Here is a 16,895-nt window from a genome sequence, read left to right on the forward strand (position 1 = left end):
CGGTGCTATAGGAAATATATCCAAGCTATAAATAAATTTAGGCATATTAAAATAAATAAGAAGTCAAAGATGCGACGAATATTTTGAATCCGACAAGGAAACAGGTTCTGATGATAGTGAGCTATCGGAGGATTCTGTTGACGCAGTAGGATTCAAAATAGGTTAGCATACTGAGTAAATTATTTTTTGAAGATGACTTATATTAAATTACAATTGAAGGTGATAGTTTAATTAATAATTAACAATTCTTAAAATTATATTGATTATTTTTAAATATAATGTTAATGTAACAAGTATGATTTTTTATTAGGCATGTGAAAATAAATAGTAAGTCAAAGATGTGAGCATACTGACTAGTTATTTATTTGAATATGTCTTAAATTATTTCAATATAGGTACAAGCTCCATGAGAGTTTAAAAAAGTATTTTAAACTGTTAAAACTAAGAAAGGAGATATATATAATGAAAAGTCTAAGTAAATTTTTAGAATACTACAAGCCTTATAGAACTTTATTTTTTGCAGATATGTTTTGTGCACTGATTTTATCTGCAATAGATCTTGTTTTCCCCATTATAGTGAGATTTTTGCTCAATGATGTATATATATTAAAGGATGGAAACAAGATAATAAAATATGTTTTAATAGTAGGATTAGCTCTGCTTATAATGTATGTAATAAGGTATTTTTGTCAATATTTCATAACATCCTGGGGACATATTATGGGTGCAAAAATGGAAGCTAATATGAGAAAAGATCTCTTTAATCAGTTTCAAAAACTGCCATTTTCATATTATGATAATAATAATACAGGAACACTTATGTCAAGGATAATAACAGATCTTTTTGATATATCTGAACTTGCCCATCATGGGCCAGAGGATTTATTCATTTCCATTTTAAAAATAGTAGGATCTTTTGCTATACTTTCAAGCATTAATATTCCAATAACACTTGCACTTTTGTTTATTACACTAGTGATGATATATTTTTCTGTTTTCTATAATAATAGAATGAAAGATGTATTTATGAAAAATAGAAAGGAAATTGCAGATGTTAATGCAGTTGTACAGGACACTCTTGCTGGTATAAGAGTGGTAAAATCATTTGCTAATGAAAAAGTTGAGGCAAAAAAATTTAAAAGGGGAAATAAACAATTCTTAAAAACTAAAGAAGAAAGCTATTTCATAATGGGTAAATATTATAGTGGAAATGGATTTTTTCAGGGTACATTGTATCTTACTGCCATACTTTTTGGTGGAATATTAATAAGTAAATCACTATTAAATGTATCAGATTTAGTAGTTTATATTCTATATATAAATATATTTTTAAATCCTATAGATAAGTTAGTAAATTTCACTGAACAGTTTCAAAGAGGTATTACTGGTTTTGAGAGATTTCTACAAATTATTAATACAAAACCAAGTATTGTAGATAGAGAAGATGCAGTAGAAATTATTAATCCAAAGGGTAATATTAAATTTAATCATGTTTCTTTTGGATACCATGATAAAAATATTATATTGAAAGATATAAGCGTAGATATACCAGCTGGGAAAAACATAGCTCTTGTGGGTCCTTCAGGAGGAGGAAAAACTACCTTCTGTAATCTTATACCGAGATTTTATGAAACAACTGAGGGCAACATTACCATAGATGGAATGGATATAAAAGATATAAAATTAAATTCTTTAAGAAATTCCATAGGTTTAGTTCAGCAGGATGTATATATGTTTGGGGGAACTATAAAAGAAAATATAGCTTATGGTAAACAAGATGCCACAGCTGAAGAAATAATAGAAGCAGCCAGGAGAGCTAATATACATGAATTTATTGAAAGCCTAGAAGATGGATATGATACTTATGTAGGAGAAAGAGGAGTTAAACTTTCTGGCGGACAAAAGCAGAGATTATCTATAGCTAGAGTTTTTCTTAAGAATCCTCCAATACTTATTCTTGATGAAGCTACTTCTGCTCTTGATAATGAAAGCGAAAAATTTATACAGGAATCCTTGGAAGAACTTACAAAAAATAGAACGACTATTGTAATTGCTCATAGGTTAAGCACTATAAGAAATGCAGATGAAATAATGGTCCTTACTGCTGAAGGAATAAAGGAGAAGGGAAATCATAAGGAATTAATTGATAAAAATGGAATGTATGCAGCTCTTTACAATATGCAGTTTGATATTATAACATAAGATATCATCAAATAAATAACACTATGATTAAACCGCAAAAATCTTTAAATTAACTTTCACTATACTATATATACTGGTTTCGATGTGAAATTTTCATTATATATAGTATGTATGTTTTGTTAAATATACTTTTGTGACGTAATCATAGTATAAATATATTTAGGTATTAATAGATAAAGAAAGGATTAGTACATATGGAACTTTTGAAGAAGAGAATATTGCAGGATGGAATTGTAATTGGAAATAGAATATTAAAGGTGGACAGCTTTTTGAATCATCAGATGGACATAAATCTATTTAATGAAATGGGAAAAGAATTCAGAAACAGATTTAAGCACAAGAATATAACAAAAATACTTACAGTAGAAGCATCAGGTATTGGTATTGCATGTATAGCAGCACAACATTTTGATAATATTCCAGTGATATTTGCAAAGAAATACAATGCAACAAATCTTGATAAGGATACTTACGAGGCAGAAGTATATTCTTTCACTAAAGAAAAAACCTATAAAATAAGAGTTTCCAAGAAGTATATAAACAATGAGGATAGGGTACTAATAATTGATGATTTTCTTGCTAGTGGAAGTGCGGCTCTGGGCTTGATTGATATAGTCAGACAATCTGGAGCAGAGGCTTCTGGTATAGGAATTGTAATTGAAAAGTCCTTTCAAGGTGGGAGAAAGATGATAGAGGAATGTGGAGTAGAACTTCAATCCTTAGCAATAATAGATAGCATGGAAAACAATACAGTAAATTTTAAGTAATAAAAAACACTATGGAATTCATACAGTTTTACCAAATTGAATTTCATAGTGTTTCTTGTTAGTTATGTTAAGTAAATAACAGTGGATATATTTTTCGGTTTTTTAAATTTTTATTTCTTTTCAGATAACTCAGTGCTGACAGCTTTTTTTCTTGTTATTATTTTATAAAGTATAAACGCAATTACAAGTATAACCATTGCTATATCTGCGTAATGGTAATAAGAGCGTATGGTCTCCCAATTTTCACCCATTATAAAACCTAAATAACATAAAAATGCACTCCATATTGCAGAACCAACTACAGTATATAATACAAATTTTGAAAAATTCATTTTAGCTATTCCTGCAGGTAATGATATGAATGTTCTAATAATTGGGAGAAGTCTCGAAAAGAATATTATTTTATCCCCATATTTATTAAACATTGCATCACTTTTTTCAATTTTTTCCTTTGATAAATGGAGCTTATCTGCATATTTTTCTACAAGAGGTCTTCCGCCACGTGAACCTATTAAATATGCTATGATAGATCCAACAGTTCCACCTAAAGTACCGGAGATAATCACAAGTATTAAATTTAGATGGCCTTTAAAACTCAAATAACCACCAAAGGGTAAAATAATCTCGCTAGGAATAGGGATACAGGCACTTTCAAATAACATGCCTAAAAATGTACCTAAATAGCCTAGCTTATCTAGGATAACAATTATGATATTTATGATATGTTCTACCAAACTTAACACAATCCTTTCTTAGACATCTGAAAATAAATAATAAGTCAAAGAGTCTATCATACTGACTGGTTATTTTTTGAAGATGTCTTATGTAAAAAATAAATTTATATATTATCTATTTTAAGGGTTTAAATAAAAAATTTCCACAATAATTTAAATAAAGTACGAATTATAAGAATTAATATTACAAGAATATAACTTCCATTGACATTGAATATACTCTATGATAGTATATTAAGGAAATAAGTTAGCCTTTAAATTCAGTCCTGTGAGACTGGGAAGGTAAAAATAATAGGGATTCCTATGCCTTCTTTTGTGGAGGCATTTTTTAATGTGTAAAAATAATATATAATATTTAGTAAATATGAAAGTGAAAAATTGATTTAATCAATTTTATACCTTTAAATTTAGTACAGAGAGACTAATAAGGAGGATGATTATGTTAAATGGAAGAAGTCTTATAGACCCTATGGATTTTACTACAGAAGAGCTTGAGGAAATATTTTCTCTAGCTGATAATATAATAGAAAACCCAAAAGAATATCTTCATGCAGCAGATGGCAAGATTTTAGCTACACTTTTTTATGAACCAAGTACAAGAACAAGATTTAGTTTTGAGGCTGCAATGCTAAGACTTGGTGGGCAGGTAGTTGGATTTTCAGAGCCAAATTCCAGTTCGGTATCAAAGGGAGAAACTGTAGCTGATACTATTAGAATAGTATCTTGTTACGCTGATATAGCTGCCATGAGACATTCTAAAGAAGGAGCACCTAAAATAGCCTCTATGTATTCAGAAATTCCTGTTATAAATGCAGGAGATGGAGGACATCAACATCCAACTCAAACGCTGACAGATCTTCTTACCATAAGAAAGATGAAGGGAAGTCTTTCAAACTTTACAATTGGTATATGTGGTGATTTAAAATTTGGAAGAACAGTTCATTCTCTCATAAAGGCAATATCCAGATATGAAAATAATAAACTTGTATTAATTTCCCCTAAAGAGCTAAGAATACCAGAATACATAAAAAAAGAAATACTTGAAAAAAACAATATAGAATATGTAGAAGCTGAAAATTTAGAGGATGTAATAGATAGGTTAGACATACTTTATATGACAAGAGTACAAAGGGAAAGATTTTTCAATGAGGAGGATTATATAAGATTAAAAGATAGTTATATTCTAAATGAAGAAAAATTGAATAATGCAAAAGAAGACATGATAATACTTCATCCTCTTCCTAGAGTTAATGAAATAGATTATGAAGTGGATGAAGACAAAAGAGCCTGCTATTTTATTCAGGCAAAATTTGGCATGTATGTGAGAATGGCATTGATTGCTAAACTTTTGGGGGTGTGCTAATTGATTACTATAAACAGTATAATAAATGGCATAGTTATAGATCACATAAAGGCAGGTCATGGGATAAAGATTTATAATTATTTAAATCTTCAAGATGCAGACTTTCCTACAGCTTTAATAATGAATGTGAATAGTACAAAGGATGAAAAAAAGGATATAATTAAAATTGAAAATGTAATAGATCTGGATTTTAAAATGCTTGGACTTTTGGACCCTAATATTACAGTTAATATAATAGAAAATGAAAAAATTAAAGAGAAGAAAAAACTAAGCCTACCGGAAAGAGTTGAAAATGTAATTAAGTGTAAGAATCCTAGATGCATAACCTCTATTGAAAAATATGTACCGCACATATTTCATCTTGTTGATAAGGAAAAAGGTGAATATAGGTGTGAATATTGTGATGAAATAGTAACAGTATAGAGTATATAAAATAAAAATTTTTATAAAATATGGTTAAATGTTTAATAAAGCTTTCCTTTAAAAATAACTTATTATTTCATAGGAAGAGGAGCGAAAGATTATGGAACTTTTGATAAAGAACGGAAGAATTATAGATTGTGCCTCTAATTTTATTGGTGACGTATATATTAAAGATGGAATTATAAAGGAAATAGGGGATAACTTAGATAAGGATTGTGAAACTATTGATGCAAAAGGCTATGTGGTTATGCCTGCTTTTGTGGATTTGCACAGTCATTTTAGGGATCCAGGTTTACAATATAAAGAGGATATAGAAACAGGCAGTAGAGCAGCAGTTAGAGGTGGTTATACTACTGCAAATCTTATGGGAAATACTAAACCTATATGCAGTAATATGGGAATTGTAAATTATGTTATTAATAAGGCAAAGGAAATTGGCCTTGTAGATGCATATCAAACTGTAAGTATAACTAAAGATCTTCAGGGAAAAGATATTAGCCATCTCAGTGAAATTGATGCTTCTGTAAAATGTATATCTGATGATGGAAAAGGTGTGTATAGCGGAAAAATTATGCATGACGCCATGGTTATAGCTAAAGAAAGAGATTTCGTAGTAATGTCTCATGCAGAGGATGAGGAAATTACACCAATAAGTACCAGACTTTCTGAAAATATTATGACCGAAAGAGATATTACTTTAGCCAAATTTACCGGTTGTCATTTACATCTATCTCATGTAAGTACAAAGGAGGCTATGAAGGCTATTATTGATGCAAAGAGAGATGGCTTTAATATAACTTGTGAAGTCACACCACATCATATAGCTCTCATAGGAGAAGATATATATAAGGTAAATCCTCCTATTAGGGAAGTTGAGGACGTGGAATATCTTATAAATGCTATTGAAAAAGGTTATGTTGATGCCATAGGTACGGATCATGCTCCACATAGCAAAGAGGATAAGGAAAAGGGTGCCTGTGGAATATCTGGTATTGAAACTTCTTTTTCTGTATGCTATACGAAGCTTGTTAAAGAGGGTAATTTAACTATAAATAAACTTTCTAAAATAATGTCTAAAACTCCTGCAGAGATACTAAAGGTTAATAAGGGCAAAATATCCATAGGTTATACGGGGGATTTAGTAATTGTAGATTTAAATAGTAAATATACCGTTGATTCAAAGAATTTTCAGTCAAAGGGCAAAAATACGCCTTTTGATGGAAGAGAATTATATGGTTCAATTGTAAGAACAATAAAGTCAGGTAAAACTGTCTTTCAGAGCGTGTAGGAGGATTATAAATTATGATTATAGATGAGCTTTACCAAAGAGTTGCAAAAAATGGCCATGTTTGTTTGGGGCTGGATACAGATATGGACTACATACCAAAATGGTTTTTAGATAAATACAATGACATGGAAGATGCTCTATTTAATTTTAATAAGAAAATAATAGATGAAACTCTAGATGTAGTTGCTTGCTACAAGGTGCAAATCGCATATTATGAAGCTTACGGATTAAGTGGATTAAGAGCCTACAAGAAAACTTTAGAATATATAAAGAATGAAAAAGCTATATCTATAGCAGATATAAAAAGAGGAGATATAGCAAAAACTGCTGAAATGTATGCAAAGGCTCATTTTGAGGGAGATTTTGAAAGTGATTTTGTTACTCTAAATCCTTATATGGGCTTTGATAGTGTAGAACCATACCTTCCTTACATAGAAAATAAGGAAAAGGGAGCATTTATACTTTTAAGAACCTCTAATCCTGGCTCAAAGGATATACAATATATAGCTACAGATAAAGAGGAAAGAGTGTATAATATAGTTGGTGAAAAGATAAATACTATGGGAAAAGCTTATTTAGGTGAATGCGGATACAGTTCTATTGGTGCTGTGGTTGGCTGTACTACAGGCTTTGAAGGTAAAGAAATAAGAGATAAGTATAAATCTACCTTCTTTTTAATACCTGGCTATGGTGCTCAGGGAGGAACTGCAGAGGAAGTAGCTAATTATTTATCAGAAGGTAATGGAGGAATAGTGAATTCCTCAAGGGGCATACTTCTTGCATATAAAAAAGTTGAGGATGGGCAGCACGACTTTGAAAAATGTGCCAGAAATGCTGCTATAAATATGAGAGATGATATTAAGGCATATTCAAAAAATAAATAATTTATTTTCATATGCCTTAAAGAACATAGGTTAGAAATATTAATTTTGGAGGAAACTCATGAGCAAAAAATATATGGTGAAAAGTGTATTCAGCAATGAAAAAATAGAGGAAGACATCTATGAAATTACTATAGCGGGAAACTTTGAAGGTAAACCTGGACAGTTTTATCTCTTGAGAGCTTGGGATACAGAACCGGTATTATCTAGACCTATAAGTATATACGATAAAGATGAAGAAAAAATAAAATTTTTATATAGAGTCTTTGGAAGAGGTACAGAAATTTTAGCTAAATTAAAAAAAGGTGACGAAATAAAACTTACAGGACCCTTGGGAAATGGATTTGACCTAGATAAATTGCAGGGAAAAGTGGCTTTAGTAGCAGGTGGTATAGGCATTGCACCTATGTTATACTTGTCTAAGGAATTAAAGGCTTCTTCTGTAGATTTATATGCTGGTTTTAGAAATAATAGCAAAACTGTGGATAGTGTGGAAAAATATGTTAATAACTTCTATTTATCCACAGAAAATGGTGAAGCTGGACATAAAGGCTACGTAACTGATTTACTCGATGTGGAAAAATATGACGTAGTTGTCTGCTGTGGACCAGAAATAATGATGGCAAAAGTGATAAAAATGTGTAATGAGAAAGATATACCATTATATGTGTCTATGGAAAACAGAATGGCTTGTGGAATTGGTGCATGCCTTGTATGTACATGTAAAACTAAGGATGGAAGAAAGAGATCCTGTAAGGAAGGACCTGTATTTTTAGGAAAGGAGCTTGTAATAAATGACTAATGTTAGCATTTGTGGAGTAGATTTTAAAAATCCTGTAATAGCTGCTTCTGGAACCTTTGGCTTTGGAAATGAGTACATTAATTATTTTGATGTAGGTAAACTGGGCGGAATTTCTTCAAAGGGTTTAACTATTATGCCTAAGGAAGGTAATAATGGTATGAGGATTTATGAAGTAGCCAGTGGAATAATGAATAGCGTAGGTCTTCAAAATCCAGGAGTTGAACATTTTATAAAAGAAGAACTTCAAGCAATGAAAAAACTTGATACAGTAGTTATAGCTAATTTAGGTGGTGGAACTACAGAGGATTATGAAAAGGGTATAGAATTATTAAATAACACAGATGTGGACATTATAGAGTTAAATATTTCCTGTCCTAATGTTAAACATGGTGGGATGGCTTTTGGTATAAAATCTAATGTAGCTTTTGATGTGGTGAGCAGAGTAAAAAAATATTGCGATAAGCCACTAATGGTAAAATTATCTCCAAATGCTGAGGACATAGTAGATATGGCAGTTAAATGTACAGAAGCTGGAGCGGATTCCATATCCTTAGTAAATACATTTAAGGCCATGGCAATTGATATTAATAAGAGAAAGCCTATATTTGACAATGTAAGTGCAGGACTTTCTGGTCCATGTATAAAACCTATAGCGCTTAGAATGGTTTATGAAGTAGCAAAAGCTGTAGATGTACCTGTTGTTGGTATGGGCGGAATATCAAATGGAAAAGATGCTTTAGAATTCATTATGGCAGGAGCTACTGCAGTACAAATTGGAACTGCTAATTTCATGAAGCCAGATATATGCCTTGATATAATAGATGACATTGAAGCATTTATGAAAAAAGAAGGAATAAATGATTTGTCAGAAATAACAGGTATAATTAAATAAAAAAATCACTAAAAAAGATACAAGGAGAGTATAAAATTATGGGAAATTCAGAAGATAAGGTTATAGAAATTTTAAGAGAATCAGAAGCACTTTTGGAGGGACACTTTTTATTATCCTCAGGAAGGCACAGCGAAAAGTACTGTCAATGTGCTAAACTTTTACAACATCCTGACAAGGCAGAAAAGGTTATAAGCGTAATTGTAGATAAAATAAAGGATGTGGATTTTGATATAATTGTAGGACCAGCTATGGGTGGGGTATTGGTTTCTTATGAATTGGCAAGACAGACAGGAAAGCCTGGAATCTTTGCCGAGAGAGTAGATGGGAAGATGACTATAAAGAGAGGCTTTGAAGTTAAAAAAGGTGATAAGGTAATAATTTCTGAAGATGTTGTTACTACAGGAAAATCTTCTTTTGAAGTAGTGGAAATTTTAAGAAAGCTTGGAGCCGAAGTAGTTGCATTATGTTGTATAGTGGATAGAAGGGCAAAAGATGTAAAGACTGAATTACCTATATACAGTGCCATTAAGCTGGAAATTGAAAGCTATGAAAAAGAAAGTTGCCCTCTTTGCGCAAAGGGAATTCCATATGTAAAACCAGGAAGTAGGAATATAGTTTAATTACTGAAGTTTTTAGTAAAAATTATTTGTAGTAAGAAAGATTCATCAAAAAGTAGAAAAGAGCTGTAAAATATTTAATAAAGCTTTGCTTATTTATTTGGAGATGTATAAAAGTGGTAGATTTAGTTTACCACTTTTTTTGTTGTAAAAAAATAAATAAAAATAAATTAGTCTGTATGATATTTGTGAATTTTACACAAACTTTCATATGGGAGGTGTATTTATGTTAAAAAAGATGTCAAAGCTTATATGTATATTTACAGTCATAATGCTATTAATTTCAGGATGTGGAAAAGGCAGTGAAAGTGCGCAGACTTTTAGTCCTGCTAGCCCTGCAATAAAGAGTATAAATTCCATAAAGCCTGCAGTGGAGAGTAATACAAAAGTTAATTTTCCTAAGAACAATTACAAACTAGATGTAAAATTGGATACTGAACTTAAAACTTTAACTGGGGAAGAAAAGTTAACCTATGTGAATAAGAGTAAAAGTCCTCTTAAAGAAGTATATTTTCATATTTATCCTAATGCCTATAAAGAAAAAGCTACTACACCTGCACAATTTGGATTTAATGAAACCTTTCCAGATGGATTTAGTGCTGGAAGTATTGACATAAAGGATTTATGGGTGAATGGTAAAACTTCTGATTTCGAAATAAGTGGAAAAGATAAAACAATTTTAAGAGTACCTCTGGAAAAGGAACTGAAACCAGGAAATAAAATTGATTTTAGTTTAAATTTCACAGTAAAAATTCCGAAAGGGAAAGATAGATTAAGTTATTATAATACATCCTATAATTTTGGAAATTGGTATCCTATAGCAGCAGAATATGATGAAAAAGGTTGGCATTTAGATTCTTATTACAGCATGGGAGATCCTTTTTACAGTACAGTATCTGACTACAAAGTAAATGTAACAGTTCCTAAGGATTACATAGTGGCAGCTACTGGAGAATCCGGCAAGGAAAAAATCAAAAACAATTTAAAAACTTATTCTTTCAATGAAAATAATGTTAGAGATTTTGCTTTCACTACCAGTAATAAGTTTAAGTTTAAGCAGGAAAAGGTTGATGGAATAAATGTAAAATGTTATGGTCTTGGAACAGATGAAGAACTTTCCAATGAAATGAATTATGCAAAGAATGCTGTAGAAACTTTCAATAAATTTTTTGGTAAATATCCTTATAAAACTTATTCTGTAGCAGAAAGCAGTTTTTTAACTGGTATGGAATATCCAGGTATAGTGTTCATTTCTGATAATCCAGAATATAAGAAAAGTGGTTATTATGAAGTCATTGTAGTTCATGAAACTGCTCATCAATGGTGGTATGGTGTCATAGGAGATGATGAGGTGAATGAAGCATGGCTGGATGAAAGTTTTGCATGTTATTCAGAAGATATATACAATGAGAGTGTAAAAAATAACAGAGATGATTTTTTGAAATTAAAGGATTATTATTATACTTATGCTGCAGCTAATCCAAATCAAAAAGTCATGTTAAAACCAGTACAGGATTTTAAGGATGATATGGAATATTCTATTTTGGTTTATTATAAAGGGGCTGTAATGCTGGATGATTTTAGGGAAAAGGTAGGAGACGAGGAATTCTTTAAAATAATTCAAACTTATTTTAACAGATATAAATACAAAGTTACCAAAACAGGAGATTTTATATCAGTAGCAAATGAAATTACAGGGAAGGATTGGAATGATTATTTTAATAAGTGGCTAAAAGGTGAATAGGTCTTGTGAAAAAGATATAATAATAGGCTATATTAATTGATTATTCTTTTACCGTGATCAAAATTTAAAAGAAATAATTGATATTTATACAATAATAGTGTATTATAATATATAGAAATTAAATACGACCTTTAAATTTGGTCCAGAGAGGCTGAGAAGGTAAGATTGTATATATTGTGTAAAAGCAGCATTATTTATGTATAGCTTTGTTTTCGTATGCAAGAGCCTTCTGCCATAGTAGAAGGCTCTATTTTTGTATAAGGCATATTCAAATAAATAACTAGTCAGTATGCTAGCCTATTTTGTATCCTATTTTGTCAACAGAACCCTCAGATAGACTACTATCCTCGGAACCTGTTTCCTTATAGGATGCAAAATATTCGTCGCATCTTTGACTTACTATTTATTTTCATATGCCTACTGACTAAAAATAAAGCTATAAAGGCTTAAATATAAGTTGACAGAAAAAATAGACTTATGTTAATCTGTGAATAAATATAAAAAATGCTGTATAAATATTAATAGTTTAGTTTTTTAATATAAAGAAGAGGTGGATTTTATGAAAGGCATATTATATTTGGAAGACGGTACAATATATAAAGGGGATGGCTTTGGAAAAATTGGCACATCCGTTGGAGAATTGGTTTTTAATACTTGTATGACTGGATATCAAGAGGTACTTACTGATCCTTCCTATGCAGGTCAAATAATAAATATGACATATCCTTTGATCGGAAATTATGGAACAAATAGTTTTGAAAATGAATCAGAAAAGGTATATGCTAAAGGTTTTGTGGTAAAATCAGTAAGTAATAATCCATCAAATTATATGAATGAAGCAAGTTTAGATGAAATGCTTAAAAACATGAATGTGGTTGGTATTTATAATGTAGATACTAGAGCAATTACAAAAAGAATAAGAAATGTAGGTTCTATGAAATGTGTAATTTCCAACGAAGAATTCTCTTTAGAAAAATTGAAAGAAATTATGAATAGCACTGAGCTTAGTAAAAGCTATGTAGAGGAAGTAAGTCCAAATGAGATTAAACATATTCCAGGAACAGGTTTTAAAGTAGCATTAATGGATTTTGGTGCTAAACAAAATATAATTGAAAATTTAAAACAGAGAAATTGTGATATAACAATATTCCCATACAATGCTACCTATAATGATATTATGGAGATAAAACCAGATGGATTATTTTTAAGTAATGGTCCTGGAGATCCAAAGGCAATACCTGAAACTGTTGAAACAGTAAAGCATTTAATGAAATCTTTACCTACCTTTGGTATATGCCTTGGACATCAGATATTGGCATTAGCTGTAGGCGGAGATACCTACAAATTAAAATTCGGTCATAGAGGTGGGAATCATGGAATCTATGATATTGAGAGAGATAAAGCATATATAACTTCTCAAAACCATGGATATGCAGTAGATGAAAAAAGCATAGAAAATAAAGGTATGATAGTTACACATAGAAATCTTAATGATAACACAGTTGAAGGAATGAAACATAAATCTCTGCCAGTTTTTTCAGTACAATTCCATCCAGAAGGGGCACCAGGTCCAATAGATACAGCTTATCTATTTGATAAATTCTTAACCATTATGGATGGGTCAATTAATGATGAAGCAATTTAAATAATTAATTAAAAAATAACTGGCCATTATAATAATATGACTATTGGCTCGTTATAATACTAACGATTTTGGAGGAAACAGATATGCCTTTGGATAAAACTATAAAAAAAGCTCTTATCATTGGATCAGGCCCAATAATTATAGGTCAAGCGGCTGAATTTGACTATTCAGGTACGGAAGCTATTAAAGCTATAAAAGAGGAAGGAATAGAAACTGTTCTTGTAAATAGTAATCCAGCTACTATAATGACAGATTATCATATAGCAGATAAAGTTTATATAGAACCATTAACTGTAAAAGCACTAGAAAAAATAATATCAGAAGAAAGACCGGATGGAATACTTGCAGGTTTTGGAGGTCAGACTGCTCTTAATCTTGCAATGAAATTAAAAGATGTGGGGATTCTTGAAAAGTACAATGTTAGGCTTCTGGGTGTAAATAGTGAAGCTATAAAGAAGGCTGAAGACAGAGAAGAATTCAAGAATCTTATGGAAGAGATAAATGAACCTATACCTAAGAGTATAATTGCAAACCATATTGAAGAATGTGTAGACTTTGTAAATAAGTATGGATTCCCGGTAATTATAAGACCAGCATACACTTTAGGTGGAACTGGTGGCGGGATAGCAGAAAATATGGAAGAACTTCTTGAAATAGCCAGCAGAGGAATTGAAATGAGTCCTATAGATCAAATTCTATTAGAGCAAAGTGTGGCTGGTTGGAAAGAAATTGAGTATGAAGTAATAAGAGATAAGAAAGATAATTGCATAATTATATGTAATATGGAAAATATAGATCCCGTAGGTGTTCATACAGGAGATAGTATAGTTGTGGCACCTTCACAGACTTTAAGAGATACTGAATATCAGATGCTTAGAAATGCTGCTATAAAAATTATACGAAATCTTAAAATAGAAGGTGGCTGCAATATACAGTATGCCTTAGATCCTAAAAGTAATAACTATATAGTAATAGAAGTAAATCCTAGAGTTAGCCGTTCCAGTGCTCTTGCATCTAAAGCAGCAGGTTATCCTATAGCTAAGATTGCAGCTAAGATTGCAATAGGATATAGTCTAGATGAACTTAAAAATTATGTTACTAAAAATTCTAGTGCTTGTTTTGAACCAGCTTTAGACTATTGTGTAGTTAAGATACCAAAATGGCCTTTTGATAAATTCGATACAGCTCTTAGAACATTGGGTACACAGATGAAGGCTACAGGGGAAGTAATGGCTATAGATAGAACTTTCCATAATGCTCTTTTAAAGGCAGTTACATCTCTTGAAGGAAAATTTAGTGCACTGAGAATTGAGGCTTTTGAAGCTCTAGATGTAGATGCTCTTGTTGATAAAATAAAGGAACAGGATGATGAGAGGATTTTTGCCATAGCAGAGATTATGAGAAAGGGAATTTCCATAGATGAAGTACACAATATAACCAAAATAGATAAATGGTTTTTAAATAGTATTAAGACAATAATAGATATGGAAAACAAACTTAAAGAAGAGTCCGCAAAAGAAAACATAATTGAAGCTAAAAAGATGGGCTTTACTGTAAAGGAAATAAACAGACTTACAAAAATAGGTGAAGATAGAGTAAAAGATATTTTAAAAGAAAATAATGTAAAACCAGTATATAAAATGGTAGATACCTGCAGTGGTGAATTTGAAGCAGATACCCCGTATTATTACTCTTGTTACGAAGATGAGGATGAAGATGCTGTTTCAGATAATGAAAAGATAATAGTTTTAGGCTCCGGTCCTATAAGAATAGGTCAGGGTATTGAATTTGACTATTGCTGTGTTCATGGAGTTTGGGGTATTAAGGAAGCTGGATATAAATCAATAATTATAAATAACAATCCTGAAACTGTAAGTACGGATTTTGATACAGCGGACAAATTATATTTTGAATCTCTATATATAGACAATGTATTAGATATTATTGAGAAGGAAAAACCTTATGGTGTTATTGTACAATTTGGTGGTCAAACTGCCATAAATCTTGCAGAAATGCTTGATAAAAGAGGAATAAAGATTCTTGGAACCTCCTTTAAATCTATAGACTTAGCTGAGGATAGAGAAAAGTTTAGTGAACTCTTAAATAGTATAAACATACCATTACCTGAAGGCTTATCTGTAACCAGCATGGAAGGGGCTTATAAAGCAGTTGAAACTTTAGGATACCCTGTAATAGTAAGACCTTCCTATGTAATAGGCGGAAGAGCTATGCAGGTAGTGTATGAAAAAAAGACTCTTGAAAGATATATGAAGGAAGCTGTTAATTTATCTACGGAACACCCTGTACTTATAGATAAATATATAAAAGGTACAGAAATAGAAGTGGATGCAATCTCAGATGGTGAAGATGTATTAATACCTGGTATTATGGAACATGTTGAGAGAACTGGGGTACATTCTGGAGACAGTATAACAATGTATCCAACCAGAACGCTTTCAAAGGATGTTCTCAATACTCTAAAGGAATATACAGAGAGAATTGTAAAATCACTTGAAATTAAGGGACTTGTAAATATACAATATGTTTTTGATGGAGATAATATATATGTAATAGAAGTAAATCCAAGAGCTTCCAGAACAGTGCCTATTTTGAGTAAAGTTACTGGAATACCTATGGTGAAGCTGGCAGTAGAAATTATACTTGGAAAGAAATTAAAAGACCTTGGATATGGAATTGGAATTAATGAGGAAAATAAATTGTGTGCAGTAAAGATACCAGTATTTTCTAATGAGAAGCTGGTAGATGTAGATACTTATTTAGGACCTGAAATGAAATCTACTGGTGAAGTACTTGGTGTAGGTGATAATTTTGAAGATGCTATATATAAGGGATTCTGTGCTGCAAATTATGAAATTCCTAAGAGTGGAAATATATATGTATCTTTAAAAGATATAGATAAAGAAGAGGGGTTACAGGTAGTTAAAAAATATATTGAACTTGGCTTCAATATAATTGCCTCTGAGGGTACAGGAAAATTCTTGAAGGATAATGGTATAAAGTGCAATATAGAGTCATTATCTGAAATAACTGATAATATGGTTGAGAGAAAAATAGCATTTATAATTGATTCACCTACAAAGGGAAATAACATAGATACCTTAGGATTTAAGCTTAGAAGAAAAGCAGCAGAACATAGAATACCAGTATTTACTTGTATAGATACTGCAAATATATTTGTAACTGCTGTAAATTATGAGATATCAGGTAAAGAAGTGGAATATTCACCTATGAATAAGTATTTTTTATAGTAGCACTTAAGTATATAGTAATAAATAACAAGTGAAAGCTTTAAAATAATAGAATACGTAAATGAGTTAATTATTTTAAAAGCTTTTAATTGGGAACTATATTAAAAATATAATAGAAACACTATCAAAATAAATTGTTCAAATAAAATAATTTTGATAGTGTTAATTTTTCATTGACTAGATTTTATTTTCATATGACTTATATTAAAAGTTTGCTTTGGATAGGCATTTGCGTATTGTTAATTTTAAATATACAAAAAATTATTAT

13 protein-coding genes are annotated in these 16,895 nt (G+C 30.8%); 12 read left to right on the top strand and 1 reads right to left on the bottom strand.

Annotated features, from left to right (window positions below; translation table 11 throughout):
- Positions 1-462: 462 nt before the first annotated feature.
- Complete coding sequence (locus CLOPA_RS07675; RefSeq protein ID WP_015614865.1) at positions 463-2,202, top strand: ABC transporter ATP-binding protein; 1,740 nt, start codon at positions 463-465, stop codon at positions 2,200-2,202.
- A 194-nt stretch (positions 2,203-2,396) separates the two neighbouring features.
- Positions 2,397-2,969: a xanthine phosphoribosyltransferase gene (locus CLOPA_RS07680; protein WP_015614866.1), complete on the top strand. Its 573-nt coding sequence runs from the start codon at positions 2,397-2,399 to the stop codon at positions 2,967-2,969.
- A gap of 110 nt (positions 2,970-3,079) precedes the next feature.
- Here the strand turns inward: CLOPA_RS07680 and CLOPA_RS07685 are convergent, their stop codons facing one another.
- Positions 3,080-3,703 (bottom strand): DedA family protein, encoded by a 624-nt coding sequence (locus CLOPA_RS07685; RefSeq protein WP_015614867.1) that lies wholly within the window; start codon positions 3,701-3,703, stop codon positions 3,080-3,082.
- Positions 3,704-4,142: 439 nt separating this feature from the next.
- Between CLOPA_RS07685 and pyrB the strand changes: the two genes are divergently transcribed.
- The 10 genes from pyrB to carB all read left to right on the top strand — a co-directional run bounded on the left by pyrB (position 4,143) and on the right by carB (position 16,627).
- Positions 4,143-5,066, top strand: a complete 924-nt coding sequence (gene pyrB / locus CLOPA_RS07690; RefSeq protein ID WP_015614868.1) for an aspartate carbamoyltransferase — start codon at positions 4,143-4,145, stop codon at positions 5,064-5,066.
- Positions 5,067-5,489 carry an aspartate carbamoyltransferase regulatory subunit gene (locus tag CLOPA_RS07695; protein WP_015614869.1) on the top strand — a complete coding sequence of 141 codons (423 nt, stop codon included), beginning with the start codon at positions 5,067-5,069 and terminating at the stop codon, positions 5,487-5,489.
- Positions 5,490-5,589: 100 nt separating this feature from the next.
- Positions 5,590-6,777 carry a dihydroorotase gene (locus CLOPA_RS07700; protein ID WP_015614870.1) on the top strand — a complete coding sequence of 396 codons (1,188 nt, stop codon included), beginning with the start codon at positions 5,590-5,592 and terminating at the stop codon, positions 6,775-6,777.
- Positions 6,778-6,791: 14 nt separating this feature from the next.
- A complete protein-coding gene (pyrF, locus tag CLOPA_RS07705; protein WP_015614871.1) occupies positions 6,792-7,661 on the top strand; it encodes an orotidine-5'-phosphate decarboxylase in 870 nt (289 codons plus the stop codon).
- Between the two features lie 58 nt (positions 7,662-7,719).
- A complete protein-coding gene (locus CLOPA_RS07710; protein ID WP_015614872.1) occupies positions 7,720-8,460 on the top strand; it encodes a dihydroorotate dehydrogenase electron transfer subunit in 741 nt (246 codons plus the stop codon).
- Complete coding sequence (locus CLOPA_RS07715) at positions 8,453-9,352, top strand: dihydroorotate dehydrogenase (protein ID WP_015614873.1); 900 nt, start codon at positions 8,453-8,455, stop codon at positions 9,350-9,352. The genes CLOPA_RS07710 and CLOPA_RS07715 overlap by 8 nt, the downstream gene beginning before the upstream one ends.
- 38 nt (positions 9,353-9,390) lie before the next feature.
- Complete coding sequence (gene pyrE / locus CLOPA_RS07720) at positions 9,391-9,972, top strand: orotate phosphoribosyltransferase (protein ID WP_015614874.1); 582 nt, start codon at positions 9,391-9,393, stop codon at positions 9,970-9,972.
- 223 nt (positions 9,973-10,195) lie between these two features.
- Entirely contained in the window at positions 10,196-11,713 is a 1,518-nt protein-coding gene (locus CLOPA_RS07725) for a M1 family metallopeptidase (protein WP_015614875.1), read from the top strand.
- Between the two features lie 559 nt (positions 11,714-12,272).
- The gene (gene carA, locus CLOPA_RS07730; RefSeq protein ID WP_015614876.1) at positions 12,273-13,358 is read left to right on the top strand and encodes a glutamine-hydrolyzing carbamoyl-phosphate synthase small subunit; all 1,086 of its coding nucleotides are present in this window, start codon (positions 12,273-12,275) and stop codon (positions 13,356-13,358) included.
- An 83-nt stretch (positions 13,359-13,441) separates the two neighbouring features.
- Complete coding sequence (carB, locus tag CLOPA_RS07735) at positions 13,442-16,627, top strand: carbamoyl-phosphate synthase (glutamine-hydrolyzing) large subunit (RefSeq protein WP_015614877.1); 3,186 nt, start codon at positions 13,442-13,444, stop codon at positions 16,625-16,627.
- The last annotated feature ends 268 nt before the right edge of the window (positions 16,628-16,895 follow it).

Origin of the sequence: Clostridium pasteurianum BC1, from assembly GCF_000389635.1 — a bacterium.
Taxonomy (GTDB): Bacteria; Bacillota; Clostridia; order Clostridiales; family Clostridiaceae; genus Clostridium_I; species Clostridium_I pasteurianum_A.